Here is a 23,856-nt window from a genome sequence, read left to right as displayed (position 1 = left end):
AGTAAGACGCCCTCCGGCTACCGCGAGCTGGGCGCGCGACCGATCCCCCAGCAGGCCACCGCGGCACCGAGCAGGAACAGCGCGGTGCAGGCGACCATGCTCACGCCGAACCCGTGGCTCAAGGCCTCCGGGTTGTGAGTGGCGTCCTCGGGCAAGTCGGCGAGCAGCGGCAGCGCGGCCACGACCAGCAGCCCCGCGGCGCGGGCGACGCCGTTGTTGACGCCGCTGGCGATGCCGGCGCGGCCGTCCGGCACGGCGGACAGTACCGTCACGCTGATCGGCGCGGTGATCGCCGAGATGCCCAGCCCTGTGAAGGCGATGACCGGGAGCACGTCGGGCACGTACGAGGCGTCCGGGCCGACCCGTACCGCCATCAGCGTCCCGATCGCGCAGACCACGGCCCCTGCCGTGAGCAGGACGCGGGCACCGACGCGAGTGACGAGCGTGCCCGCGCGCGGCGACAGCACGAGGACGACGGCCGTGATCGGCAGCAGCGCCATCCCGGTGGCCAGCGGGGAGTAACCGCTGGTGATCTGAAGCTGCATCGGCAGCAGGAAGAACAGCCCCGCGACGGCCCCGTAGAGGCAGAACGACGCCAGGTTCGCCGCGCTGAACTCCCGGACGGAGAACAGCCCCAGCGGCAGCATGGGCGCCGAGGCACGCCGTTCGACCAGCACGAAGGCGACCATCGCGAGCACGCCGATCGCGGCGGCCGCCACGGCGACCGGCAGGCCGCCCGAAGCGTCGGTGAGGCTGTAGGTCAGGCCGCCGAGGCCGATCGCCGCCAGCGCGGCCCCTGCCGCGTCGAAGCGGCCGGGCACCGCCTCGTCGCGGGTCTCGGGGACGTGGCGGAGCACCAGTACCGCCACCACGGCGGCGATCGGGATGTTGATCCAGAACACCCAGCGCCATCCCGCGGCATCGACCACCACGCCGCCGAGCAGCGGCCCGGCCGCGCCGGCCACCCCGCTCATGCCCGACCAGGCGCCGACCGCCCGCGGCCGGTCGGCGGGCCGGAACGCGGCCTGGATGAGCGCCAGCGACCCCGGGACGAGCAGCGCGGCCCCGACGCCCTGCAGCGCCCGCGCGGCCACCAGCCAGCCCACGGCCGGCGCGAAGCCGCCGAGCAGCGAGCCGACCGCGAACAGAACGAGGCCCACAAGGTAGGTCCGCCGCCGCCCGTACCGGTCCCCCAGCGCGCCGCCGAAGAGGATCAGCGCGGACAGCGCCAGCGCGAACGCGTTCACCGTCCACTGGAGGCCGGCCATGCCCGTCCCCAGGTCGCGCGCGATCGCCGGCAGCGCGACGTTCAGGACCGTGGTCTCCAGCAGCACCAGCCCCGCACCGAGCGCGGTGGCCACGACCACCCACCGGCCGGCGGGCTGCGACAACCGCAGCCCGCCGGCGGAGGTGACCGGAGTCTTGAGCACATGTGTCATGGAGACCTCAGACCTGGAGGAGCAGCCGTGCCTATGAGAGTGGTCATCGGCGGAAGCGGTCGGCAACACCGATCTGTGCAACGATCGATGCGGACGCCGCATGGATCGTGACCGACCTGGGCTGGGAGACCCCGACGATGGACCTACGGCAGCTGGAGGTCTTCCTGACGCTGGCCGACGAACTGCACTTCGGACGCACCGCCGACCGGCTGCATCTCACCCAGCCACAGGTGAGCCGGGCCGTGGCCGCCCTGGAGCGCCACATCGGCGCCCCGCTGTTCGAGCGCACCAGCCGCAGGGTCCGCCTCACCCCGCTGGGCCGGCGCCTCCGCACCGACGCCGAACCCGCGTACCGCCTGCTCCAGGACGCTCTCCGCGACACCCGGGCCGAGGCCCGCCAGGTCAGCGGAACGCTGCGGATCGGATTCCTGCTGCCGACCGGTGGTGAGGCCCTCAGCCGACTGATCCGCGCATATGAGGCCCGCCACCCCGGAAGGCGCCTCTCCCTGAGCAACGTCCCGTACGCCGACCTTTACGAACCGCTTCGCGGCAACGAGATCGACGTACTGATCTCGTATCTCGTCCTCGATCCCGACGAGGAGTCCGACCTGACCGCGGGCCCGGCGATCCACCACGCCGCCCGGGTGCTGGTGGCCGCGGCCGCCGACCCGTTGGCGGCCAAGGACTCGATCTCGGTGGAAGACCTCGCCGGCCGCCGCACCACCGCGCGGCCGCCCCGGTTCCCCCGCGCCCTCTTCGACCATTTCGTGCCGCCGGCCACCCCGTCGGGCAGGCCGATCCACCGCACCTACGATCTCGGTGACGACGACGCCTACGGCGTGATGACGGCCGCGGCCGCCCGGGGGCACCTCGTCCACCCGAGCGTCGACGCCTTCACCTCGCTGCTGGCCCACCGCCACGACCTCACGCTCATTCCCATCCACGATCTGCCCGCGATCCCGATCGGCCCCATCTGGGTGACCGCCCGAGAGAGCACCCGCATCCGCGCCCTCGCGGACGTCGCCGCGAACCTCCCGGCCACACCCGGCGGCCCGGACGCCTGAGCCGACGGCGGGCACGCCGGCGGCGGGACCAAGGAACCTCGCATCCCGAGCGTTCCTCGACCACGCCGCATCGGGGTGGTCCGCCGGAGATCAGGGGTGGGCGACCAGCGCATCGGCGCTGCCGGCGTCCCCAGCGCCATCGGCGTCCTCGACGGCGGCCCGGTGGTCGGGACGCGGTGTGTTCATCAGCACGGCGACGATCAACCCGCCGACCAGGATGATGCCCGCGGCCCACGCGCCGGCCGTCGCGAACCCCTCCACCACCGCCTGCCTGGCCGTGGCGGGGTTCGTGCCGTGCGAGGCCAGGTAGTCCACGGTCGCGCTGGTGGCGATGGTGTTCAGCAGCGCGGTGCCGATCGACCCGCCGATCTGCTGCGCGGTGTTGACGGTGGCCGAGGCCACGCCCGAGTCGTCCCGGTCGACGCCGTGGGTGGCGTAGTTGATCGCCACCGGCATGATCAGGCCCGCGCCGAAGCCGAGCAGCAGCTGGGCGACCAGCACGCCGGAGGCGTACCCGGTGCCGGTCTCCAGGGTGACCATCCACAGCATGCCGGCGGCGCTGATGGCCATCCCGGGCACGATCAGCGCGCGGGGCGGCAGCTTGGGCAGGAGCCGCGTGGTGAGCCCGCCGGCCGAGAGCAGGACCACCGTCGCCATCGGAAGGAAGGCGACGCCCGTCTTCACCGGCGAGTACCCCTTGACGACCTGCATGTAGTAGGTCATGAAGAGGAACGCGCCGAACATCCCGATGACGGCCGTGCCCACGGCCAGGTAGGCGCCGCCGCGGGTGCGGCTGGCGACCACGCGCAGCGGCAGCAGCGGCTCCCGGACCCGGCTCTCGACGAGGGCGAACGCGGCGAGCAGCACCGCACCGGCGGCCAGGAGGCCGACGACCTTCGCCGAGCCCCAGCCGTCGGACTCGGCCTGGCCGGTGCCGTACACGATCGCGACGAGCCCACCGGTCACCAGCAGCACGCCGGGGACGTCGAACCTGGCCTTGCCGTCGCGCCGCGACTCCTCCAGCAGCGCGAACCCGCCGGCCGCCGCGACCAGGGCGATGGGGATGTTGACGTACAGGCACCAGCGCCAGTCCAGGTAGTCGGTCAGCGCCCCGCCGACCAGGAGGCCGACCGCGCCGCCCGCTCCGGCGATGCCGCCCCAGATCCCGAACGCCTTGGCGCGGTCCTTCGGCTCGGTGAACGTCACCGTCAGCAGCGACAGCGCGGACGGCCCGAGCAGCGCGCCGAACCCTCCTTGCAGGGCACGGGCCACCAGCAGCATCTCGACGTTCGCCGCCGCGCCCCCGAGCGCCGAGGCGCCGGCGAAGCCGAGCAGGGCGACCAGGAAGGCCCGCTTGCGGCCGGTGTAGTCTGCGATACGGCCGCCGAGCAGCAGCAGGCTGCCGAACGCCAGCGTGTACGCGGTGATGATCCACTGCCGGTCGCCGTCGGAGATCCCGAGGTCCCGCTGGAGGGACGGCAGCGCGATGTTCACCACGGTGGCGTCCAGGATGATCATTAGTTGGCCCAGGCCGATGAAGACGAGGGCGGCCCAGCGGCGCGACGAGACCGCCGGACCCTGCGCCTTGGTGGTTGCCATGAGTGCGTCCTTGTCCGCGAAGGTGCGTGCCGCACAAACCCGTCGGCGCGGCGTCCTGACGCACATGGAGATGCCGGTGGTCCGAACGCTGTGACAGCACCGTGATGTGTCGTACGTCACCGTCACAAACCGATGGGTACCGGTGTCTTGTGCGTGTGGAGCTGTCAAGACCGGAGGAGCCGGCCATGAGCGAGGACAACACGGGGGCGGACGAGCCTCGCACGCCCGGCGAGCGGGTGGACTCCGCCACCGCGGCGTTCGTCACCCACCGCAACCTGCTGTTCACCGTGGCCTACGAGATGCTCGGCTCGGCCGCGGACGCGGAGGACGTCCTCCAGGAGACCTGGCTGCGCTGGGCGGGCGTCGACCTGGAGACGGTCCGGGACCAGCGGGCGTACCTGGTCCGGATCACCACCCGCCAGGCGCTCACCCGGTTGCGCACGCTCGGCCGCCGCAAGGAGTCCTACGTCGGCCCCTGGCTGCCCGAGCCGCTGCTCACCACGCCGGACGTCGCCGAGGACGTGGAGCTGGCCGACAGCGTCTCGATGGCGATGCTGCTGGTGATGGAGACGCTCTCCCCGACCGAGCGGGCGGTGTTCGTCCTGCGCGAGGTGTTCGACCTGGCCTACGACGAGATCGCCGAGGCCGTCGACAAGAACGCCGCCACCGTCCGCCAGATCGCGCACCGAGCGCGGGCGCACGTCGCCGCCCGCCGCCCGCGCGACGTCGTCGTCTCCCCCGCCGACACCCGAGCCGCACTCGCCGCCTTCCAGAAAGCGGTCGAGACCGGGGACCTGCACGACCTGCTCGACATCCTCGCGCCCGACGTCGTCGCCCTGAGCGACGGCGGCGGACTCAAGCAGACCGTGCCGCGGCCCATCGTGGGAGCCCGCAACGTGGGGCGCCTGCTATCCGTCGGCCTAACCAAGTTCACGCGCGAGGCGTCGGTCGAGCCGGTCCAGGTCAACGGCTGGCCGGGCCTCATCATCCATCTGAACGGGGAACTCGACGGCGTCCTGGCGATGCGCGTGGAGGACGGCCTGATCACCGGCCTTTACTTCGTCCGCAATCCCGAGAAGCTGTCCCGCGTGCAGGAGGAGGTCACTCTGAGCCGCTGATCCGCTGTCAGAGATGGGAGCCGGGGGTTCTCAGGGAATGCTGCATGATCAGGATTGCCCGGCACCTGCTCGTGCGGAATTCTCGTTCTTGCGGTGATTGGCATGGAAGCGCGCCTTCTTCTGACGATTTCCGCACGTGTTCATGTCACACCACTTGCGGGTGCGGCTCTGGCTGGTGTCGAAGAAAGCCGCCCGGCAGGTCGGCGATGCGCACAAGGCCAACTTGCCGTCCCGCTCACCTGCGAGGATGCTGATCGCGTCGGCGGCGATCACGCCTAGGGCGTCTTCTACGCAGGAAGCCGAGCTGAATCGCCATTCACGAGTGCGCTCGGGCGTCAGGATCGCCGCGGCCCTCCCCTGAATGCTGAAGTCATTGATGACCTGGATCGCCGACACGGGGAGAGCGTTCTGCAGGGCGGCCGCTGTCGCAGCCGCGTGAATTGCCTCCCTCAACTCCCGGGCACGTTCGAGCTGGGCAGCGGTGCAGGAGTCCACGGCCAGGCCGTTCACTACCAGCCAGTCGACGAGTCGCTGTGGCGTGGGAATGCGCTCCACAGGATCGCCATTACGCTCCGTCAAAGTCCCCGTGAAGCTGGTTGCCAGCACGCTACCGAGGCGAAATTCAGGGAACCCAGCACGCATGGAACCACCCTAGCCCCGATGGTCCGTCCGGCACGCCGAAGCCTCGGGGCCGGGCCGCATGCGAGCCGGAGGCCACGACCGGGCCCCAGCGGCTTCGCGGAGGATTCCGGAGCCGGCGGGTTGCGCGCCGGCACCATGACGCACTAGAACCGTCTTAGCCGGTTCCACGATGGCCAGGAGGTCTCATGCCCCGTCCGACCAGCGACGTGCAGGCATTCGAAGCCCACGCACCCGACGCCGACCTGGACGATCTGCGCGCGCGACTGGCCGCGGCGCGCCTGCCGGAGGCCGAGACGGTGTACCGCCCCGCGCCTGCCCCTCGCCGGTGGGACCAGGGGGTCCCTCTCGCCGACCTGATCGACGTCGTGGACTACTGGCGCACCGAGTACGACTGGCGGCCGTTCGAGGCGCGCCTCAACCAGATCGGCCAGTTCCGCACGACCATCGACGATCTGGGAATCCACTTCCTGCACCGCCGCTCCTCGCGCGCGGACGCCACTCCTCTGCTCCTGACGCACGGCTGGCCAGGCAGCATCGCCGAATTCGTCGACGTGGTGGACGAGCTGGCAGATCCGAAAGACGCAGACACGCCGGCGTTCCACGTCGTGGCTCCGTCGCTGCCAGGCTTCGGTTACAGCGACAAGCCGTCCACCACCGGATGGGGAACCGAGAAGATCGCGGCCGCCTGGGTTGAGCTGATGACAAGGCTCGGCTACAGCAAGTTCACGGCCCACGGCGGCGACTGGGGCGGCAATATCACCACGGTCATCGCCGGCAGGTTCCCGGAGCAGGTCCTCGGCATCCACACCACCTTCGCGGAGGGGCCGCCCGGGTTGACCACGGACGGGCTGACCGCCGTCGAGCGCAGGTGGACCGAGGAAACGCACCATTTCTGGCACCACCGGGCGGCGTACGCGAAGCAGCAGGCGACCCGGCCGCAGACCATCGGCTACTCGCTCGTCGACTCACCGGTCGGGCTTCTCGCCTGGATCCTCGACAAGTTCGCCGACTGGTCGGATACCGAAGACAGCCCGTTCGAGACGATCTCCAGAGACCGCATCCTCGACGACGTCACCCTGTATTGGCTGACCCGGACCGGCGCATCGGCGGCCCGCATCTACTACGAGAGCCACGCCTCCATGGACCCGGAACTCCGGGTCGACGTCCCGTCCGCGATCAGCATCTATCCCCGCGACGTCGAGAAGTACCCGCGCCCTTGGGCTCAGGAGCGGTACCGGCAGATCGTCCGGTGGAGGTCCCCCGCAAAGGGCGGACATTTCCCGTCACTGGAGATTCCCGAGTACTTCGTCAAGGACCTCCAAGAAGGCCTCGCAGCAGTACTGGCCGCCAACCGGTGAACGCCCGGTGAGACCCCGCCCGTCGACACTGCGCTTAGGGTTGGGCGCATGACGCTGCAGCTTGTTCAGGTGAACTACAAGGCCGGGGACGACTCAAGCCTCGGCCGGTTCTGGGCGGAGGCGCTCGGCTGGGGCGTCTCCAGCGAGGGACCGGGTGTGACCAACCTCGAGCCCGTGGGCTTCTCCTGGCCGGACCCGACCGCCGTCTGCATCGACTTCGTCAAGGTCCCGGACCCCGAAACGGTGAAGTACGGTGTGCACCTCGATCTCGCCACCACCTCCGAGGCCCACCAGGCGGAGCTGGTCGCGCGCCTGAAGGATCTCGGAGCGACGCCGGTGGACGTGGGGCAGGGCGATGTCCCATGGACGGTGCTGGCCGACCCGGAGGGCAACGTGTTCTGCGTGCTGGAGCCCCGGAAGGTCTACCGGGACACCGGGCCGATCGCCGCGGTGGTGGTCGACTGCGCAGACCCGCGTGCCATGGCACGGTTCTGGGACGAGGCGCTGGACTGGACCCTGCACGAGGTGAACGACGATCACGCGGTGCTGCGTGCCTCCGAGGGCGTCGGGCCGTACCTGGAGTTCCTCCGCGCACCCAGCGAGAGGTCATGGTGGAACCGCGTGCATCTCGACCTTCTGCCGGACCCCGTCGACGCCAAGGAGGCGGAGGTGGCCCGGCTGCGGACCCTCGGGGCGGTCGACGTCGACCTCGGCCAGGGCGACGTGCTGTGGACGGTCCTCGCCGACCCGGAGGGCAACGAGTTCTGCGTCCTCGGCCGGGCCGGGGGCTGAGCCGCCCCCGCGCCTTGCGACCCCGCTGACCTGGGCGGAACCTCGGTCATAAATCGCTTGAAGCTTCCTTCCGAGCTCCCCTAGGTTGCCAACGACCCGTCGTAGCGAGGACCGAGGACAGACCGCGTGACCCCGCCTGCTCTTTAGACCTGACACCTTCTTCCGCTCACCTGTAGCCGACGTTGCCGTCGGTTCCGCCGGGCTGCCCAGGCGCGCCCGGTCATACAGCGTTCGAGGCCGCGCGTAATCGGCCTCGTGTCAGGTCTAGAGAGATCATGTCTTCACAACCTCATATCGGGCTGCCCTGGATCGTCCGCCGGACCAGGCTTCCTCTGCTGTCCCTGCGGTGCGTGGACTGCCGGTCGGAGTCGGCCACGACCGGCGAGGGCAGGTTCCGTGTCAACGCCAACGGCAAGCTGCTGGACGTGTGGCTGCTCGTTCAATGCGTGTCCTGCAACCGGACGAGCAAGCTCACCGTGCACGAGCGAGTACCGGTCCGATCCTTCGACCCGGCCGAACTCCACGCCTACCGCGTCAACGATCCGGCACTGGTGACGTCCAGGCTGCTGGATCCGCTGCTCGCCCGGCGCAACCGCTACACCCTCGACTGGAGGGGCGCGTGGCGGCTGTACCCAACACCGGTTCCGCTGGACGAGGCGTGGCCGGTGCAGGTGCAGGTCGTTCTGGAAGACCCGGTCCCGGTCCGCCCGGATCGGCTGATCGCGCGAGGGCTCGGCCTCAGCAGGAACGAGGTGCTGCGCCGGATCAAGTGCGATATTCCGCTGCGCCGCACGACGAGCACCGGGTTCACCTTCACCCTGATGGCCGGCTACTAGCGAAGGTTGAAGCCGGGCGGGCCACGCGTGCCCGCCCGGCGCCAACCTCCGGGTTCGACCACATCGACGGCCATGAACACCAGGCAGCGTCCGATCAGATCGCCGATCGGCGCCTGGTGGTCGCCGTATCTGCGGCGCGCGAGGTCAGGCCAGATGTGTGGCGAGCAGCCGGTGGAGGTTGCCGCCGAGGATCTTGCGGATGTCGCGCTCGGGCAGGCCGCGGGCGAGAAGTTCGCTGGTGAGCAGGGGGAGGCCCGAGGGGCCGGCCAGACCGGGGAGGGTGGCCATGACGTCGAACCCGGCGGTGGCCGCGAGGTCCTCGCAGCAGGGCGGGGTGAGGTCGGTGAAGACCTCGTGGACGAAGTCCGGGCCCAGGCCGACGTGGTCGAGGCCCGCCACCGACGCGACGTGCTCGATGTGGTCGGCCAGCCGGGCGAGGGTGTAGCCGGACGGATCGGCGTCCAGGAAGCCCGGCAGGAAGTTCACGCAGACCACACCGCCGGACGCCGCCACGCCCCGGATCTGGTCGTCGGTCAGGTTGCGGTGGTGATCACGCAAGGCGCGGGCGCTGGAATGGGTGGCGACCACCGGCCGGGCCGCGAGTTCCAGGACGTGCTCCACCCCCCTCGCGCCCAGATGGGAGATGTCCAGCAGGATGCCGAGCCGTTCCATCTCGCCCACGGCCTCGACGCCCTCGGCGGTCAGACGGCTTGCGGTGGCATCCTCGCCGCTGCCGTCGGCGAGCGGGGTGCGTCCCCAATGCGCCAGCGAGGCGATCCGGACGCCCAGCCGATGCATGGTCGCGAGGAGCTCGACGTTCGCGTCCAGCCCGGGCATGCTCTCCAGGGCCAGGACCAGCGCGATCTTCCCCTCAGCCAGTGCCGCGTCGATCTGCGGCCCGTCCAGGCAGAGCCGGACGTCCTCGGGGTTCCCCTCGGCGATCGCGTGCGCGCACTCGATCATCCGCAGCGTCTCGCGCAGCGCCCCCTCGGGCCTGAACTGGCCGTCGATGAACACCGGGAGCACCTGGAGATCGACTCCGCCGGCACGGAGCTGCGGCAGCCACCGCTCCCTGAAGAAGGACGCCCACCGTGCGGGCGGGCGGGCCACCACCGCCATCAGCAGGTCGTTGTGCGCGTCGGCCACCACCGCGCTCTCATGCAAGTCAGCACCCATGATCGACACTGTAGGGCGTGGCCGGACAAACGCCCCAAAGGCACCACGGGCGACCGGCTCGGACATGCCCACTGCCAGAAACGGCATATTGCGGCTACTCGTTCGGAAAACCGATATCCGTAGTCAGCGCTGAACGGCGACCAAGGCCATTGGCAGGGGCGAGCGTCGGACGTCAACCAGTGGCCGCAGCAACTGAAGTTGACCGTCGTGCACGGCCGTTTCGTAGCGGCCGCAAAAGTCCCGCAGGTATCCGCGTGCCTTCACCTTCTGGCAGGCGACCGGTCCACCGTCCAGGTTCAAAGCCAGGCGCAGGTCGAGCCCGGCCCTGGGAAGGAACGCGGCAAGCGAGCCAGCACTGCCGGGTTCCCTGAATGGCGCATCAGCCTGCACCGGGCGTGGATGTGGCGTCTGGATCGTCGTCCTTGATGACTGTCCCGGACGTCTGGGGCGGCGTGGCCGCCTGCGAGGCTGCGGCTTCGGCGCGGGCGGCTCGCTCGCGTTGGGCTGAGGCGTCGGCGCGGGCGGCCGCCAGGTCGGCTTCGAGCCGGTCGCACAGGGCCTCACGGGAGGCGAGGGTGCTTTGCGCGGCGGCGGCCTGCCGAGCGGCCCGTTCGGCGGCGGCCTGCAGGGTCTGCCGCTGTTGCTCCAGGTCGTCGGCGCGGGCGGCGGCCTCGCGTCCGTACCGGATCGCGTCGTCGCGTGCCTGTTCGGCGGCCTCGGTCTTGGCCTGCTGCGCCCTCGTGTCGCCTTGAGCCGTGGCCAGTGCCTCCCGGGCGGCAGCCAGTGCCGCGGTGGTCCGCGCGAGGTCGGCCTGGAGGGTCTGGATCTGCTCGGCCTGGGCACGGGCGGCGGCCTCAAGCCGGGCGCGTTCCTGCTCGCGTGCATGGCGGGTGTCACGCAACTCGGCGGCCTTGGCGTCGCGAGCGGCCTCGGCGGCGGTCTGGGCCTCGCGGGCGGCGTCGCGGGCGCTTTGATGTGCGGCGACCGCCTTGGCGGTGTCGGCCCGCACCTGTTCCAGGGCGGCATGGTCGCGGGCGGAGGCCTCCTCGGCCGCCCGCTGGGCGTCGCGGGCCGCTCTGGCGGCGGTGACCGCTTCGTCCCGCGCTTGTTCGGCGGCGAGAGTGCGCGCTTCGGCGTCGGCTTCGGCCTGACCTGCTGCTGTCGCCTCTGCCTCGGCCTGCCGGACTCGGGCCAGTGCTCCGGCTTGGGCCTTGGCGAGGAAGTCTTGCAGCGAGGTCAGTTGGTCTTGCAGGGCGCTGATGGCCTCCGGCACCCGCTGGGCGAGGGCCTCGGCCTGACGAAGCGGTTCGTCGACCGCGGCGGCGTCGGCCGCGCGCCGGTCCCGGCTGGCCTGGTCGGCGTGGGCCTTGCTGCAGTACTTGGCGGGACGGCCACGACCGCGCACCGGAAGCGGTTCGGTGCAGCCGGCCAGAGCGCACTCCCCCGCAGTTGACGACGCTGACAGCTCCCCAGACTCTCCGCCGCGCTCGGCGTCGACGTCGACCGCGAGTTCGGTCGAGAGCCTTGCCCTACCGCCCTGCGCGTTGACGGCGGTGCCGCTGGTGCCGTCTTCGCTGCTCGTCTCGCTACTCACCTGCACAACCTTAGTGGCCTAATCGCTTCGCTGCGCGCTTAATCATTAACGTGACACGCGTAACGCGTAATCATCTAGCTGTGGATGCTCCGGGATAAAGACGGTTATCCTGGTGTGCATGATCAACAGCGGCGGCCGGCCCGCGACTGACGCCACGCACGACCTCACGGGCGACCCGGGTGCGTCCTCCGGCCAGAGCGGGCCGGAACCGTCCGAGAGCGATTCCTCGGAATCCGTTGTAGTGGGGCAGGGAGTCGAGGCGCCGGCGCAGGCCTGGGCACCCATGGACGAACCCAGTGGTGAGGGCATCGCGCCGAGCGTCCTGATGACGCCCGCGGTGGCGGGTGCACTGTCGGCGCGAGCGACGGCGGCAGCGTCGGCTCCGACGGCGGCGACACCTGGGCCGGTCCTGGATCTGATCGGGGACGCCGTCGCACTGCTGCCCGCGTTGCCTCCCGACCGCGACGGCGACCGTTACGGCCTGCGCGTGCTGACCGCCGCCTGGCTGCGCAGCCAGAGCAGCGACGCGACTCGCCGCGGCTACTACCGCGATCTGGCAGTCTGGCTGGACTACTGCGCACGCACCGGGCTTGATCCGCGGGACGCGCGCCGGGCGGACATCGACGACTGGTCGGCGTCCATGACCGTTACCGTCGGCGGCCGGTCACGCCCGCCCAGCGCCGCCACTCGCGCCCGGCGACTGGCGGCCGTTTCGTCCTGGTACACCTATCTGCAGTCCAACGACGTCACCGACCGCAACCCGACGCGGCTGGTCAGGCGCCCGACCAGCGCACAGATCGCCGCGTCGGCGCGCAAGGCGCCCACTCTCAGCGTGGCCGAGACCGCGCGGTTGCTCGACACCGCGGAGCGCCGCGCCGTCGAGTTGGACACCGAGGCGGCCTGGCGCGACGCGGCTGTGATCGCCCTGCTGTTCTACACCGCGCTGCGCGTCTCGGCGTTCACCGGCGCGGAGCTGACGGACCTGGACACCGAAGCCGGATACCGGGTGCTGCGCTATCGCGCCAAGGGCAAGGGGCCCGACGGCCGCGACTACGTACGTCTGGACGGTGAAGTCTGCCGCGTCCTGGACGCCTACCTGACCGTCCGCGCCAGGCGTCACCCGGACGGTGTCACACCGCCCGGACCACTGCTGGTCACCACCCCACACCCCTACGACCCGTCCAAGCCCGGCGACAAGCGGCTCACCCAGCGCGACGTCACCAACATCTTGCGCCGGCAGGCCACGCTGGCCGGGCTTCCCGCCGCCGACCGGCTCAGCCCGCACAGCGGCCGTCGCACCGTCATCACGACCCTGCTCGGGAACGACGTCCCGCTCGCCAAGGTGCAGGACTTGGCCGGGCACGCCGATCCCCGCACCACCCGCGGCTACGACGACACCAACCACAAACTCGCCTCCTCCCCCGTCACCGACCTCACCCGCATCCTCGCCGGTCACCGCACCAGATCCCGCGACCGGACTTGACCGGCCTAATGGCGCGTGGGACGCCTTCGCTTCTGTCGTTGCCGGGCTCACCGCGTCGGCCTCGACCGGCAAGTGAGAGGCGGCTGTATGGAGGGCGCCCGCTCCGATTCGGCCTTCACCGGCAGCGGGCGTTCCCGCCGGTTACCCGTTCAGCGATGGCCGGGGCCGCCGGTCAGTCGACGCCTTCGATGATGCGGAAGTCGCGCTCGACGCCGTCGGGGAAGGCCACCAGCGCCTTCTGGTATGCCTCGCTTTCGTATGCCGCGACGGCCTGTTCAAAGCTGTCGAACTCGATCAGAACGACGCGCTGCGTGAGTCCGGCCTCGTAAGCGGCGACTCGACCGCCACGGGACGGGAGGAGGGACAGGACGCGCCCGCCCCCAGCCTGGACAGCCGGGCCGGCCAGCTTGTCGTAGGCGGCCAGCCTCTCGGGGTCGGAATTGGCGGGGTAGACACTGACCCAGTAGCCCTTAGCCATGGGAACCTCCTGTGTTCGGCCGGACACGTCCGACTTCGAATTGGCCCTCGGATCGCTCGATTCCGGCGACCGGTACTGCGGCCGGTCGACTCGGCATATGCGCAGGTTAGGGCTTGATGTGCACTCGAGGGAAAGACCGGTACGGGATAGACTCAGAACGGATCGTTATCAATCGGCGGGGAGGGCTCGTGGCGCCGGATACGGTGAGCCTGCGGTACTTCCTGGTGTTGGCGCAGGAGTTGAACTTCACCCGCGCGGCCGCACGGATCGGTATCGCACAGCCCGCACTCAGCGCCCGGATGCGCCGATTGGAGGCGGAACTCGGTACGGCCCTGCTGGTCCGCAACACGCGTAGCGTCGTATTGACCGCGGCCGGTGCGGCTTTGGCGGAGTCCGCGCCGCCCGCGCTGGCGGCGCTGGACCGGGCATGGGACACCGCGCGGAGCGCTGCGGCCGGTGAACTGGGCACGCTGCGCATCGGATACAGCCTCAGCGCCGGGGCCGAGACGGTACCGGCCCTGGTGGACATGCTCATTCGCAGTAGTCCGGGACTCGAGGTCGACGCGGTCCCGATGGGGACACCGGAGATCTCCCCCGCGGTCGCCGACGGCCGCGTCGATGCCGGGATCACCCGCGGTGAGCAACCGGGCCGTGGCGTGCGCCGGTTCCTGCTGCGGCGGGCGCGCATCGGGGTTCAGCTGGCGCAGCACCATCCGCTGGCCGAACACCCGGAGATCGAGATCGCCGACGCGGCCGCGTATCCGCTGCGGCTCCCCGACCGTACGGCCAACCCCGTGATCCACGATCAGTTCGCCGCACTGTTCCGAGACACCCGACCACACCCCCGATTCCACACGGCCGCAGTCTCTTTCGACATGTTTCAGCGCGACCTGCGCGACGGGCTCACCCTCGCCCCGGCCGGTGAAGCCGCGGCCACGGCACTATCGGCAGGTCTCACCTGGCGACCGCTGCGGGGCGCGCCCAGCCTGACGATCCACCTGGTCCTCCCACGCGAGCAGTCGCCACTACACCGCCGCATCCGTGCCGTCGCCAGAACCCTGGCGCACGAGCTGCACTGGCTGCCGGACTGACGCGCAAGAGGTCAAGCGAGACGGACGCCTGCGGTGGCGAGACGGCTTTCCGGGCTGTCGGGAGGTCAGGCCGGGGCGGGGCGGGCGCGGAAGAGGCCGATGGTCCGGGTGCCGATCCGGAATGTGGTGTCGGCGCGGGGGCCGTGGTCGAGCCGCAGCTTCCGGCCGCGGACGGCGACGGCGATCACGGCGTCCTCCGGCAGTACCTCGGCCAGGGCCCGCAGCATGCCCGCCGTCCCGGACGCGCCGCCGGGGCCGTGCCAGCCGGTCTGCTCCCCGTAGGGGACGTCGGTGATCACCACGTCGGGGCGGCGGCCGTCCAGTGCCTGGCGAAGCTGCTCCGGGTCGAACACATCGGCCTGATGCAGGTGCGGCGCGGTGGTCTGCCCGGCCGGCAGGCGGCGCACGAGGCGTCGGGCCGCCTGGGCCGCCGCGGCGTAGGAGGGTTTGTCCCAGCGTTCGGCCTGCGCGTCCAGATCGGCGGCGCGGGCCAGCAGCCCGGCTTCGGACAGCAGGGCCAGGTTCTGTCCTGTTAGTTGTAGCGCGGCGGGGTCGATGTCGGTGCCTACCACGGCGGTGATCTGGCCGGGGTGCAGCAGGCCCAGCACGGTGAGCAGGTAGCCGCTGCCGCAACAGGGGTCCCACACCACGGCCGAGCACTCCTGGCGCATTGCCAGGGCACGCTGGAACATCTCGCTGGCCAGCCGCACCGGGAAGGCGGGGAAGCCGGGTGCCGAATGCAGGACGCCGCCGCTGGCCAGGTCCTCGTAGTTCTCCCGGACGACCGCGTGACGGTAGGCCATGGCGCTCAGGGCCGGCCGCGTTGGCGGACGGCCTCGTACAGCGCGACCGTGGCGGCGCTGGCGGCGTTGAGCGAGCTGGCCGCGCCGCCGATCGGGATGCGCGCCATCGTGTCGCAGCCCTCCCGCCAGCCGGCGCTGAGCCCGGCGGTCTCGTTGCCGATGACCAGCAGCACGGGGCCGGTCAGGTCGACCTCGGCGATGTCGGCGGAACCGTTCTCGTCGGTGCCGACCACGGTGATCGGACGTCCGGCGGCCCGCTCCCGCCGCACCCAGTCGAGCACCTCGCGGTGGGAGCGGACGCGGACCACCGGCACCGCCAGCAGCGATCCGGTGGAGGCGCGCACCGCCTTGGGGTCGTAGGGGTCGGCGGCGTGCCCGGTGACGATCAGTCCGGCACCGCCGAACGCGTCGAGCGAGCGCACCAGCGTGCCGATGTTGCCCGGCCCCGTCGGCCTGTCGAACACCACGCCCAGGAACGACGGCCCCACGGCGATCCGCCCCAGGTCATCGTCCGGTAGCGCCACCACCGCCACCAGCTCGGGGACCTCCTGCTCCTTGCCGCTCAGCTCCCGCAGCAGGGCGGGCGCCATCGCCACCCGCTCGGCCCCGGCCCGCTCAAGCATCCCGGACGCCCAGCGCGACAGCGGCCGCTGGGCGTCGTAGATCAGCGCCCGCACCGGCCAGCCGCGCTCCACCGCCAGGCTGATCGGCCGGACGCCCTGCACCAGGAACTCGCCCGCCCGCTGCCGCTTGTTCCGGTTCCGCAGCAGGGCCTCCCACTGCTGGAACCGCGCGTTGGGCCGCGAGATCCGCAGCACATCCCCCACCGACCGCTCCAGTCCGCTCATCGCCCGAAGAACGGCTCAGTGTCCCACATCAGGGGTGCGCCACAGGGACCTCGGGACGCTCGACGGGCCGTGCCTCCCGGGCCGTCCGGCCGAGCCCGGGGATCAGCACGGCGGCGACGATCAGGTGCATACCGATGAGGACCGCCATGGACGTCCCGTCGCCGGCGCTGCCGAGCGGTCCGCCGAGCGACAGCGCGAGGACCACCAGGGCGAGGACGGTCCAGATCCGTCCCGCACGTGCGGCGATGCGTTCCAGCAGCGCGAGAAGGCCCCAGCCGGCCAGCCCGGCGACCAGGCTCCCGGCGATGACCGGCGCGGCCCCGATCGTGCGCAGCTCCCCGCCGGTCTCGGCGGACGGGTCGAGCCCCGCCACCGGGCCGGTCAGCGTCCACAGGGCGAGTGCGGCGGCGGCCGCTCCCGCGACGGTCAGCGTCCGGCGTATGCGGTTCCCGATGAACATGTGCTCGTCCTTTCGTTGCGGTCGATGCACGTAGCGTCGCCGCCGCGCCGGGCCTGCCGCATCGGGCGGGCGGCGGGAGCCGCCCCGACCGGGGAACGGGCGGGCACCGACTTTGGTCGGTGTCGGACCGCGGGGAGCCGCGGCTAGCCTCGGTCCGGTGGACGAGACGACCCCCGACCTGCCCGGACGAGGCGCGTCCGGCGCGTGGGAGCGCCGGAGGCTCAGTGCCGCGGCCATGGCGGCCTGCGCGGGCGCGCTGATCGTGGCGACGGTGCTGGGCCGTGTCGGCAGCGACGTGGCGGGCTGGCGTCTCGCCCTGGACATCGCCGTCGGGGTGGTGAGCTGCCTGCTGGCCCCGCTGCTGGTGTGGCGTCCGGTCACGGCGGCGCTGGCGCTGACGGTCCTCGCGGCGCTGTCGCCGGCGGCGACCCCGGCGGCGAGCATGGGGGTCCTGCAGGTGGCGCGGCGCCGCCCGTTCCCGCTGGCCGTCCGGGTCGGCGCGGCGGGGATCGCGGCGCATGTCGTCCAGGGGCTGTGGCAGCCGAACAGCGGGATCTCCTTCGGCTGGTGGCTGCTGCTGATCGCCTTCGGCTACGGCGCGCTGGTCGGCTGGGGCGCGTGGGCGCGGGCGCGCCACGAGCTGCTGGAGTCGCTGCGCGAGCGGGCCCGCCGCGCGGAGGCCGAGCAGGGCCGCCGGGTCGCCGAGGCCCGCATGGCGGAGCGGACGCGGATCGCGCGGGAGATGCACGACGTGCTCGCGCACCGGCTGTCGCTGCTGGCCACCTACGCGGGCGCGCTGGAGTACCGCCCGGACGCCCCGCCGGAGAAGCTGTCGCAGGCCGCGGGGGTGGTCCGCGCCGGGGTGCATCAGGCGCTGGACGAGCTGCGCGAGGTGATCCTGCTGCTGCGCGCCGACGACGCCGACGACGAGGACCGCCCGCAGCCCGTCCTCGCGGACGTCCCCCGGCTGGTGGAGGAGTCGCGGGACGCGGGCACCCCCGTGGAGCTCAGCGACGGCACGTCGGAGGCGTCCGAACTCCCGGCCGCCGCGGGCCGCACGGCGTACCGGGTGGTGCAGGAGGGGCTGACCAACGCGCGCAAGCACGCCGCGGGCCTCCCCGTCCGGGTGGTGCTGGACGGGGAGCCCGGCGACCGGCTCGTCATCGACATCCGCAACCCCCTCGCCGAGGGCGGCGCCGGGCCGATCGCGCCGGGCAGCGGGACGGGCCTGGTCGGGCTGACCGAGCGGGTCCGGCTGGCCGGCGGGCGCCTCGACCACGAGGCGGTCGCGGGCGAGTTCCGGTTGCGCGCCTGGCTACCATGGCCGGCGTGACCCGGCCCCTGCGCGTCCTGATCGTCGACGACGACGCGCTCGTCCGCGCCGGGCTGTCGATGATGCTGGACGGGACGGGCGGCATCGCGGTGGCCGGCGAGGCCGCCGACGGCGACGAGGTGCCGGCCGCCGCCGACGCGCACGCCCCCGACGTCGTCCTGATGGACCTGCGGATGCCGCGCGTGGACGGCATCACCGCGACCCGCCGGCTGCGGGCCCGGCCGGACCCGCCGGAGGTGATCGTGCTGACGACGTTCGACTCCGACGAGAACATCCTGCACGCGCTGCGCGCCGGGGCCAGCGGGTTCCTGCTGAAGGACACGCCGCCGGACCAGATCGTGCACGCCGTCCGGCAGGTCGCCGCGGGCGAACCGATCCTGTCCCCGCGCATCACGCGCCGGCTCATGGACCGCGCCGCGGTGGAGGCCGGCGCCTACCAGCGGGCCCGTGCGGCGCTCGCCCGGCTCAGCCCGCGCGAGAACGACGTGGTCCTGGCGATCGCCCGGGGGGCGTCCAACGCCGACATCGCGGCGGAGCTGTACATGAGCGTGGCGACCGTGAAGGCGCACGTCTCCAGCGTCCTGACCAAGCTCGACCTGGACAACCGCACCCAGATCGCGCTGCTCGCCCACGACGCCGGCCTCGCCTGACGCCCGCTCGCGGCTCAGGTGAGGAGCGCTCCCGCGCGGGCCGCGGCGCAGGCGGCCGCCGCGGCGCGGTCGGCGGCCTCCTGCCCCGCGGGCTCGCCGGTGATGAACAGCCGGTAGTACAGAGGGGCGACGGCGACCCGGACGACCTCGGCCGCGTCGGTCCCGGCGGGGACCTCGCCGCGCGAGACGGCCCGTTCGACGACGACGGCGGCCTGCTCGTGGCGCCGCGCGAAGAAGGCGTTCAGGGCGCGGGCGGCGTCGGTGCTCTGCGCGGCGGCCAGCACGAACGCGCGGGAGACGGGCCCCTCGCGGGGGTCGGCGAACCCGGCCTGGACGAGCCGCGCGATGGCCCGCAGGTCGCCGGCGAGGGTGCCGCTGTCGGGGATCGGCCAGGGCTCGGCGGCGGCGCGTCCGAGGGCGTCGGCGACGAGCCCGTCGGCGTTGCGCCAGCGCCGGTAGACGGTGGTCTTGTGGACGCCGGAGCGGGCGGCGACGCCCTCGACGGTGAGGCCGCGGTAGCCGTGCTCGGCCAACTCTGCGAGGGTGGCCTCCCGGACGGCGTCGCGCACCCGGGCGGTGCGGCCGCCGGGGCGCACGCTGCCCGGCCCCGCGGCGGTCACCGGGCGGCCCGGCGGAGTCGGCTGGTCCCCACGCCCCGATCGTAACGCAACATCGGTTGCGTTAACCTCGCGGCTGGGCGGAAACAGCAGTGAGGACGAGGGGGGACGATCATGCCGCAGGGTTCGCATGCGACGATCAAGGAGTTCACGGTCTCGGGCCCGGACGCGGGCCCGTACGGCATCGCCGCCGGGCCGGACGGGGCGCTGTGGTGCACGCTCGTCCACGACGGGCGGATCGCGCGCATGACGCCCGGCGGGGACCTCACCCTGCACGGTCCCGTCACCGGCGGTCCGATGATCATCACGGCGGGCCCGGACGGCGCGCTGTGGTTCACCGCCTTCCAGGGCGCGGTGGTCGGCCGGATCAGCACCGCGGGCGAGATCACCGAGTTCGCCGTCCCCGGGGGCTGCGGCCCCTGCGGGATCGCGGCAGGGCCGGACGGCGCCCTCTGGTTCACCCAGATGCACACCGGGCGGATCGGCCGGATCACCGTGGACGGGCAGGTGACCGACCATCCGGTCCCGGGCGAGGGCACGATGCCGTCGATGATCACCGCGGGTCCGGACGAGGCCCTGTGGTTCACCCTCAACCAGGGCAACGCCATCGGGCGGATCACGCCCGGCGGCGAGGTCACCGTCCACGCGCTGCCGACCGAGGGGGCCGCGCCGGTCGGCATCACGGCCGGACCGGACGGCGCGCTGTGGTTCGCCGAGATCGGCACCGGGCACATCGGGCAGATCACCACCGACGGGAAGGTCACCGAGTTCCCGCTGCCCGATCCCGGCGCCAGGCCGCACGCGATCGTCGCCGGCCCCGGCGGCGACCTGTGGTTCACCGAGTGGGGCACCGCGCACATCGGGCGGATCAGCACCGACGGCCGGATCGACGAGCATCCGCTGCCCACGCCCGGGTCCGAGCCGCACGGCCTGGCCGTCGGGCCGGACGGCGCGCTGTGGGTCGCTCTGGAGACGGGCGCCATCGCCCGCGTCGCCGTCAGCTGACCGCCCCGTTCCGCCGCGGGACGGTTCGGGCCGCACCGAAACGTGCCGCGGCCACCGTGGGGGCATGGGTTCCACGACATATGCCACCGACGGTCCCGACGCCCGCGAGGCGGTGCCCGTCCCACGGCGGGGCGCGGCACTGGCCGTCCTGTGCGCCGGGATGTTCCTGGTCCTGCTGGACGTGACGATCGTCAACGTCGCACTCCCGGGGATCGGGCGGGCGCTCGGCACCGGCCTGCCGGGCCTGCAGGGGGTCGTGGACGGGTACGCGGTCGCGATCGCCGGGCTGTTGCTCGGCGGCGGCGCCCTCGGCGACCGGATCGGCCACCGAAGGACGACCCTCGCCGGGTTCGCCCTGTTCGGGCTGGCGTCGCTGGCCTGCGGGGCCGCCCCCTCGGCCGGAGCTCTCATCGCGGCGCGGGCCGCCCAGGGCGCGGGGGCGGCGCTGCTCCTGCCCGGCAGCCTCGCCCTCGTCACCGCCATGTACCCGGGGCGGGCGGAGCAGGCGCGGGCGCTCGGGGCGTGGGCGGGCATCTCCTGCACGGCGCTGCCCGCGGGGCCGCTGCTGGGCGGGCTGCTCACCGACACCGCGGGCTGGCGCTGGATCTTCCTGCTGAACGTCCCGATCACGGCCTTGGCGATCATCGGCGTCCGCCTCCTCGTCCGCCTGCCCGGAGGCCCTGCCGCGGGGCGGCGGCCGGACGTCCCGCTGGACCACGCCGGGCTGGTCCTGGCGCCGCTCACCCTGGGCGGCCTGGTCTGGACGGTCATCGCCGCAGGCCACGGCCACCCGGCGACGGCCGCCGGCACCGCCGTCCTCACCCTGGCCGCCGGGGCCGCGTTCGTGGTCGCCGAGCGGCGGGCGGCGGCGCCGATCGTGCCGGGCGGGCTGCTGCGCGCCCCGGCGTTCCTCGGTGCGGGCACCATTGCGCTGATCATGAATCTGGTCACCAACGGGGTGCTGTTCGTCGCCACGCTGTGGCTCCAGCAGGCCGGGCACCGCTCCGCCCTGGCCGCCGGCGCGATGCTGCTGCCGATGGCGGCCCCGCTTGCCCTCCTGGCCCCGGTCGCCGGACGGCTCACGGCCCGGTACGGGACGCGGGTGCCGATCGCCGTGGGCGCCGCGACCGCCGCCGCCGGATGCGTGTCCCTGCTCGGCGCCGGACCCGGGGAGTACGCGGCGCTGCTTCCGGCGCTGCTCGGCATCGGGATCGGGGACGGGCTGATCGTGACCGCGGTGGTCGCCGCCGCGATGCGCGCCGCGCCGCCCGCGCACGCCGGCCTCGCCGGCGGCTTCAGCAACACCGCCCGGCAGGTCGGGACGGCGCTCGGCGTCGCGGTGTACGGGACCGTCGCCGGCGCCGCCGCACGACCGGCGTTCACGTCCGGCCTGCACACCCTGGCCTGGGTGAGCATCGCGCTGTGGCTGGCCGCGCTGGCGCTGACCCGCGTCCTCCCGGCCCGCTGAAGCACCGGAAAACCGGTCGACATGATCGGTAGCGTTGGCCTACAACGGTCGGCATGCTTCGCAAGTACCCCCGGACCCGGCACATCGAGGGCTCCCGCCTGCAGCCCGGCGACCACGATCTCGCCTCGGTGCCGTTCGCGGCCATCGCCGGGCGTTACCTGGTGGTGGAGGAGAAGCTCGACGGCGCCAACGCCGGCATCAGCTTCACCCCGGACGGTGAGCTGCGGCTCCAGAGCCGCGGCCACTATCTGACCGGCGGGCCGCGCGAGCGGCAGTTCGGGCCCTTCAAGGCGTGGGCGGCGTCGGTCCAGCACGTCCTGCGCGAGCGCCTGCGGGACCGCTACGTCCTGTACGGGGAGTGGCTGTACGCCAAGCACACCGTCTTCTACGACGCGCTCCCCCACTACTTCTGCGAGTTCGACGTCCTCGACCTTGAGGACGACACGTACCTGTCCACCGCGCGGCGCCGGGAACTGCTGGAAGGGACGCCGGTGGTGCCGGTCCCCGTCCTGCACGAGGGTCCCCTACCGGACGTGGCGGCGCTGACCGCGTTCGCGGGGCCGTCCACGTGCCGCACCCCGAAATGGCGGGACGCGCTGCGGGACGCGGCGCGGGCGGGCGGCGCCGACCCCGACCGCGTCGCCGAGGAGACCGACACCTCCGAGGAGATGGAAGGCCTCTACATCAAGGTGGAGGAGGACGGGAAGACCGTCGGCCGCTACAAGTGGGTCCGGCCGAGCTTCCTCACCGCGATCCTGGACTCCGGCACCCACTGGCAGGACCGGCCGATCGTCGCCAACGGGCTCGCCGACCCGGAGGTGCTGTATGCGGGTGTTTGAGGAGCTGTGCCCGGCGCCGCCGCACTGGACCGTTCCCTGGGACCGGATCCGGGACGCCTTCGACTGGGTGCGCGACATGGCCGGGGTCCCGCAGGACGCCGTCTTCCACGGCGAGGGCGACGTCGAGGTCCACACCCGGCTGGCGTGCGAGGCGCTGGCGTCGATGCCGCAGTGGCGGGCGCGCCCCGCGGCCGAGCGCGTGCGGCTGTTCACGACCGTGCTGATGCACGACATCGCCAAACCGCACTGCACGGCCGTCGACGACGACGGCCGCATCACCGCGCGCGGCCACTCCCGGCGCGGCGACCTGATGGTGCGCCGCATCCTGTGGGAGCTCGGCGCGCCCGTCGCGTGGCGCGAGCACGTCGCGGCGCTGATCCGCCACCACCAGGTGCCGTTCTGGGCGCTGGAGCGCCCCGACCTGCAGCAGATCGCGTTCCGGGTCAGCCTGCTGGCCCGCAACGACGACCTGGTGCTGCTGGCGTCGGCCGACATCCTCGGCCGCGTCTGCCCCGACACCGAGGAGCTGCTGGAGAACGTCGCCCTGTACGGCGAGTACTGCGCCGAGCAGGACTGCCTGAACGGGCCGCGCGCGTTCCCCTCCGACCACGCCCGGTTCTGGTACTTCCGCAAGCCCGGCCGCGACCCCGGCTACGCCGCCTACGACGACACGCGCTGCACCGTGACCGTCCTGTCCGGCCTGCCGGGCGTGGGCAAGGACCACTGGATCGAGGCGAACCGGCCGGACGTGCCGGTCGTCAGCCTCGACCGGCTCCGCGCCGAGATGGGCGTCGACCCCGCCGGCGACCAGCGCGCCGTGGCCGCCGCGGCGCACGAGCTGGCCCGCGGGCACCTGCGCGCCGGGCGGTCGTTCGTGTGGAACGCCACCAACGTGTCGCGCACGCAGCGGGACCTGTGCACCGGCCTCATCGCCGGCTACCGGGGGCGCGTCGAGGTGGTCGCGCTGGAGGCGCCGCCGCGGGTGCTGCGGGACCGCAACCGGGCACGGCCGGCGCCGGTCCCGGACGCGGTGATCGAACGGCTCGTCCGCCGCTGGGAGACCCCCGACCCGACCGAGGCGCACCGCGTCGACTGGCTCGCCACCGCGTGAACTGGTACGCCTGAGCCGGTACGCCTGAGCCGACGGCCGGGCGGTGTCGGAC

Annotated in this window: 24 protein-coding genes; 13 read left to right on the top strand and 11 right to left on the bottom strand. The window is 72.6% G+C overall.

Annotated features, from left to right (window positions below; all coding sequences use genetic code 11):
- Nucleotides 1-17 precede the first annotated feature (17 nt).
- Complete coding sequence (locus ABGB11_RS10710) at nt 18-1,439, bottom strand: MFS transporter (RefSeq protein WP_347631413.1); 1,422 nt, start codon at nt 1,437-1,439, stop codon at nt 18-20.
- A gap of 107 nt (nt 1,440-1,546) precedes the next feature.
- Here ABGB11_RS10710 and ABGB11_RS10705 point away from each other — a divergent pair, with 107 nt between their 5' ends.
- A complete protein-coding gene (locus ABGB11_RS10705; protein WP_347631411.1) occupies nt 1,547-2,503 on the top strand; it encodes a LysR family transcriptional regulator in 957 nt (318 codons plus the stop codon).
- Between the two features lie 90 nt (nt 2,504-2,593).
- On the opposite strand, the gene ABGB11_RS10700 is transcribed toward ABGB11_RS10705, so the two are convergent.
- Complete coding sequence (locus ABGB11_RS10700) at nt 2,594-4,102, bottom strand: MFS transporter (RefSeq protein ID WP_347631409.1); 1,509 nt, start codon at nt 4,100-4,102, stop codon at nt 2,594-2,596.
- A 185-nt stretch (nt 4,103-4,287) separates the two neighbouring features.
- Between ABGB11_RS10700 and ABGB11_RS10695 the strand changes: the two genes are divergently transcribed.
- Complete coding sequence (locus ABGB11_RS10695) at nt 4,288-5,220, top strand: RNA polymerase sigma-70 factor (protein ID WP_347631407.1); 933 nt, start codon at nt 4,288-4,290, stop codon at nt 5,218-5,220.
- Nucleotides 5,221-5,268: 48 nt separating this feature from the next.
- Here ABGB11_RS10695 and ABGB11_RS10690 read toward each other — a convergent pair whose 3' ends face one another.
- Nucleotides 5,269-5,862: a CGNR zinc finger domain-containing protein gene (locus ABGB11_RS10690; protein ID WP_347631405.1), complete on the bottom strand. Its 594-nt coding sequence runs from the start codon at nt 5,860-5,862 to the stop codon at nt 5,269-5,271.
- A gap of 185 nt (nt 5,863-6,047) precedes the next feature.
- On the opposite strand from ABGB11_RS10690, the gene ABGB11_RS10685 reads away from it, so the two are divergent.
- The 3 genes from ABGB11_RS10685 to ABGB11_RS10675 all read left to right on the top strand — a co-directional run bounded on the left by ABGB11_RS10685 (nt 6,048) and on the right by ABGB11_RS10675 (nt 8,848).
- Nucleotides 6,048-7,220, top strand: a complete 1,173-nt coding sequence (locus ABGB11_RS10685; RefSeq protein WP_347631403.1) for an epoxide hydrolase — start codon at nt 6,048-6,050, stop codon at nt 7,218-7,220.
- Nucleotides 7,221-7,268: 48 nt separating this feature from the next.
- On the top strand, nt 7,269-8,012 hold the full coding sequence (locus ABGB11_RS10680) for a VOC family protein (protein WP_347631401.1): 744 nt from the start codon (nt 7,269-7,271) through the stop codon (nt 8,010-8,012).
- Nucleotides 8,013-8,287: 275 nt separating this feature from the next.
- On the top strand, nt 8,288-8,848 hold the full coding sequence (locus ABGB11_RS10675; RefSeq protein WP_347631399.1) for a DUF1062 domain-containing protein: 561 nt from the start codon (nt 8,288-8,290) through the stop codon (nt 8,846-8,848).
- Between the two features lie 144 nt (nt 8,849-8,992).
- Here the strand turns inward: ABGB11_RS10675 and ABGB11_RS10670 are convergent, their stop codons facing one another.
- From ABGB11_RS10670 to ABGB11_RS10660, 3 genes are all read right to left on the bottom strand, one after another.
- The gene (locus tag ABGB11_RS10670) at nt 8,993-10,024 is read right to left on the bottom strand and encodes a membrane dipeptidase (protein ID WP_347631397.1); all 1,032 of its coding nucleotides are present in this window, start codon (nt 10,022-10,024) and stop codon (nt 8,993-8,995) included.
- Nucleotides 10,025-10,147: 123 nt separating this feature from the next.
- On the bottom strand, nt 10,148-10,414 hold the full coding sequence (locus ABGB11_RS10665; protein WP_347631395.1) for a hypothetical protein: 267 nt from the start codon (nt 10,412-10,414) through the stop codon (nt 10,148-10,150).
- Entirely contained in the window at nt 10,404-11,618 is a 1,215-nt protein-coding gene (locus tag ABGB11_RS10660; protein ID WP_347631393.1) for a hypothetical protein, read from the bottom strand. The genes ABGB11_RS10665 and ABGB11_RS10660 overlap by 11 nt, the downstream gene beginning before the upstream one ends.
- Nucleotides 11,619-11,736: 118 nt before the next feature.
- Between ABGB11_RS10660 and ABGB11_RS10655 the strand changes: the two genes are divergently transcribed.
- Nucleotides 11,737-13,101: a site-specific integrase gene (locus ABGB11_RS10655; RefSeq protein WP_347631391.1), complete on the top strand. Its 1,365-nt coding sequence runs from the start codon at nt 11,737-11,739 to the stop codon at nt 13,099-13,101.
- A gap of 172 nt (nt 13,102-13,273) precedes the next feature.
- Here the strand turns inward: ABGB11_RS10655 and ABGB11_RS10650 are convergent, their stop codons facing one another.
- On the bottom strand, nt 13,274-13,579 hold the full coding sequence (locus tag ABGB11_RS10650) for a DUF1330 domain-containing protein (protein ID WP_347631389.1): 306 nt from the start codon (nt 13,577-13,579) through the stop codon (nt 13,274-13,276).
- A 188-nt stretch (nt 13,580-13,767) separates the two neighbouring features.
- On the opposite strand from ABGB11_RS10650, the gene ABGB11_RS10645 reads away from it, so the two are divergent.
- A complete protein-coding gene (locus ABGB11_RS10645; RefSeq protein WP_347631387.1) occupies nt 13,768-14,670 on the top strand; it encodes a LysR family transcriptional regulator in 903 nt (300 codons plus the stop codon).
- Nucleotides 14,671-14,735: 65 nt separating this feature from the next.
- Here ABGB11_RS10645 and ABGB11_RS10640 read toward each other — a convergent pair whose 3' ends face one another.
- The 3 genes from ABGB11_RS10640 to ABGB11_RS10630 are packed head-to-tail and all read right to left on the bottom strand — an operon-like array spanning nt 14,736 to nt 16,781.
- Nucleotides 14,736-15,473 (bottom strand): rRNA methyltransferase, encoded by a 738-nt coding sequence (locus ABGB11_RS10640; RefSeq protein WP_347631385.1) that lies wholly within the window; start codon nt 15,471-15,473, stop codon nt 14,736-14,738.
- A 5-nt stretch (nt 15,474-15,478) separates the two neighbouring features.
- Nucleotides 15,479-16,321 carry a TrmH family RNA methyltransferase gene (locus tag ABGB11_RS10635; RefSeq protein WP_347631383.1) on the bottom strand — a complete coding sequence of 281 codons (843 nt, stop codon included), beginning with the start codon at nt 16,319-16,321 and terminating at the stop codon, nt 15,479-15,481.
- A 28-nt stretch (nt 16,322-16,349) separates the two neighbouring features.
- On the bottom strand, nt 16,350-16,781 hold the full coding sequence (locus tag ABGB11_RS10630; RefSeq protein ID WP_347631381.1) for a DUF6069 family protein: 432 nt from the start codon (nt 16,779-16,781) through the stop codon (nt 16,350-16,352).
- A 157-nt stretch (nt 16,782-16,938) separates the two neighbouring features.
- Between ABGB11_RS10630 and ABGB11_RS10625 the strand changes: the two genes are divergently transcribed.
- Both ABGB11_RS10625 and ABGB11_RS10620 read left to right on the top strand, forming a co-directional pair.
- Complete coding sequence (locus tag ABGB11_RS10625; RefSeq protein WP_347631379.1) at nt 16,939-18,114, top strand: histidine kinase; 1,176 nt, start codon at nt 16,939-16,941, stop codon at nt 18,112-18,114.
- Nucleotides 18,102-18,764, top strand: coding sequence for a response regulator transcription factor (locus tag ABGB11_RS10620; RefSeq protein WP_347631377.1), 663 nt, complete (start codon nt 18,102-18,104; stop codon nt 18,762-18,764). The genes ABGB11_RS10625 and ABGB11_RS10620 overlap by 13 nt, the downstream gene beginning before the upstream one ends.
- A gap of 14 nt (nt 18,765-18,778) precedes the next feature.
- Here the strand turns inward: ABGB11_RS10620 and ABGB11_RS10615 are convergent, their stop codons facing one another.
- Nucleotides 18,779-19,384 (bottom strand): TetR/AcrR family transcriptional regulator, encoded by a 606-nt coding sequence (locus tag ABGB11_RS10615; protein WP_347631375.1) that lies wholly within the window; start codon nt 19,382-19,384, stop codon nt 18,779-18,781.
- Between the two features lie 111 nt (nt 19,385-19,495).
- On the opposite strand from ABGB11_RS10615, the gene ABGB11_RS10610 reads away from it, so the two are divergent.
- The 4 genes from ABGB11_RS10610 to ABGB11_RS10595 all read left to right on the top strand — a co-directional run bounded on the left by ABGB11_RS10610 (nt 19,496) and on the right by ABGB11_RS10595 (nt 23,804).
- On the top strand, nt 19,496-20,386 hold the full coding sequence (locus tag ABGB11_RS10610) for a virginiamycin B lyase (protein ID WP_347631373.1): 891 nt from the start codon (nt 19,496-19,498) through the stop codon (nt 20,384-20,386).
- A 64-nt stretch (nt 20,387-20,450) separates the two neighbouring features.
- The gene (locus tag ABGB11_RS10605; protein ID WP_347631371.1) at nt 20,451-21,854 is read left to right on the top strand and encodes an MFS transporter; all 1,404 of its coding nucleotides are present in this window, start codon (nt 20,451-20,453) and stop codon (nt 21,852-21,854) included.
- A 53-nt stretch (nt 21,855-21,907) separates the two neighbouring features.
- A complete protein-coding gene (locus ABGB11_RS10600) occupies nt 21,908-22,693 on the top strand; it encodes an RNA ligase family protein (protein WP_347631369.1) in 786 nt (261 codons plus the stop codon).
- Nucleotides 22,680-23,804: an AAA family ATPase gene (locus ABGB11_RS10595; RefSeq protein ID WP_347631367.1), complete on the top strand. Its 1,125-nt coding sequence runs from the start codon at nt 22,680-22,682 to the stop codon at nt 23,802-23,804. The genes ABGB11_RS10600 and ABGB11_RS10595 overlap by 14 nt, the downstream gene beginning before the upstream one ends.
- The last annotated feature ends 52 nt before the right edge of the window (nt 23,805-23,856 follow it).

The organism is Actinomadura sp. B10D3 (assembly GCF_039871695.1).
Classification (GTDB): domain Bacteria; phylum Actinomycetota; class Actinomycetes; order Streptosporangiales; family Streptosporangiaceae; genus Spirillospora; species Spirillospora madurae.
The sequence above is the reverse complement of the archived record's forward strand: the minus strand, read 5'-3'. Positions and strand labels throughout refer to the sequence as shown.

Coding starts and splice junctions, on each gene's coding strand:
- ABGB11_RS10710 (WP_347631413.1), bottom strand. CDS start 1,439: ATGACACATGTGCTCAAGACTCCGGTCACCTCCGCCGGCGGGCTGCGG.
- ABGB11_RS10700 (WP_347631409.1), bottom strand. CDS start 4,102: ATGGCAACCACCAAGGCGCAGGGTCCGGCGGTCTCGTCGCGCCGCTGG.
- ABGB11_RS10695 (WP_347631407.1), top strand. CDS start 4,288: ATGAGCGAGGACAACACGGGGGCGGACGAGCCTCGCACGCCCGGCGAG.
- ABGB11_RS10690 (WP_347631405.1), bottom strand. CDS start 5,862: ATGCGTGCTGGGTTCCCTGAATTTCGCCTCGGTAGCGTGCTGGCAACC.
- ABGB11_RS10685 (WP_347631403.1), top strand. CDS start 6,048: ATGCCCCGTCCGACCAGCGACGTGCAGGCATTCGAAGCCCACGCACCC.
- ABGB11_RS10680 (WP_347631401.1), top strand. CDS start 7,269: ATGACGCTGCAGCTTGTTCAGGTGAACTACAAGGCCGGGGACGACTCA.
- ABGB11_RS10675 (WP_347631399.1), top strand. CDS start 8,288: ATGTCTTCACAACCTCATATCGGGCTGCCCTGGATCGTCCGCCGGACC.
- ABGB11_RS10670 (WP_347631397.1), bottom strand. CDS start 10,024: ATGGGTGCTGACTTGCATGAGAGCGCGGTGGTGGCCGACGCGCACAAC.
- ABGB11_RS10655 (WP_347631391.1), top strand. CDS start 11,737: ATGATCAACAGCGGCGGCCGGCCCGCGACTGACGCCACGCACGACCTC.
- ABGB11_RS10650 (WP_347631389.1), bottom strand. CDS start 13,579: ATGGCTAAGGGCTACTGGGTCAGTGTCTACCCCGCCAATTCCGACCCC.
- ABGB11_RS10640 (WP_347631385.1), bottom strand. CDS start 15,473: ATGGCCTACCGTCACGCGGTCGTCCGGGAGAACTACGAGGACCTGGCC.
- ABGB11_RS10635 (WP_347631383.1), bottom strand. CDS start 16,321: ATGAGCGGACTGGAGCGGTCGGTGGGGGATGTGCTGCGGATCTCGCGG.
- ABGB11_RS10630 (WP_347631381.1), bottom strand. CDS start 16,781: ATGTTCATCGGGAACCGCATACGCCGGACGCTGACCGTCGCGGGAGCG.
- ABGB11_RS10620 (WP_347631377.1), top strand. CDS start 18,102: ATGGCCGGCGTGACCCGGCCCCTGCGCGTCCTGATCGTCGACGACGAC.
- ABGB11_RS10610 (WP_347631373.1), top strand. CDS start 19,496: ATGCCGCAGGGTTCGCATGCGACGATCAAGGAGTTCACGGTCTCGGGC.
- ABGB11_RS10605 (WP_347631371.1), top strand. CDS start 20,451: ATGGGTTCCACGACATATGCCACCGACGGTCCCGACGCCCGCGAGGCG.
- ABGB11_RS10600 (WP_347631369.1), top strand. CDS start 21,908: ATGCTTCGCAAGTACCCCCGGACCCGGCACATCGAGGGCTCCCGCCTG.
- ABGB11_RS10595 (WP_347631367.1), top strand. CDS start 22,680: ATGCGGGTGTTTGAGGAGCTGTGCCCGGCGCCGCCGCACTGGACCGTT.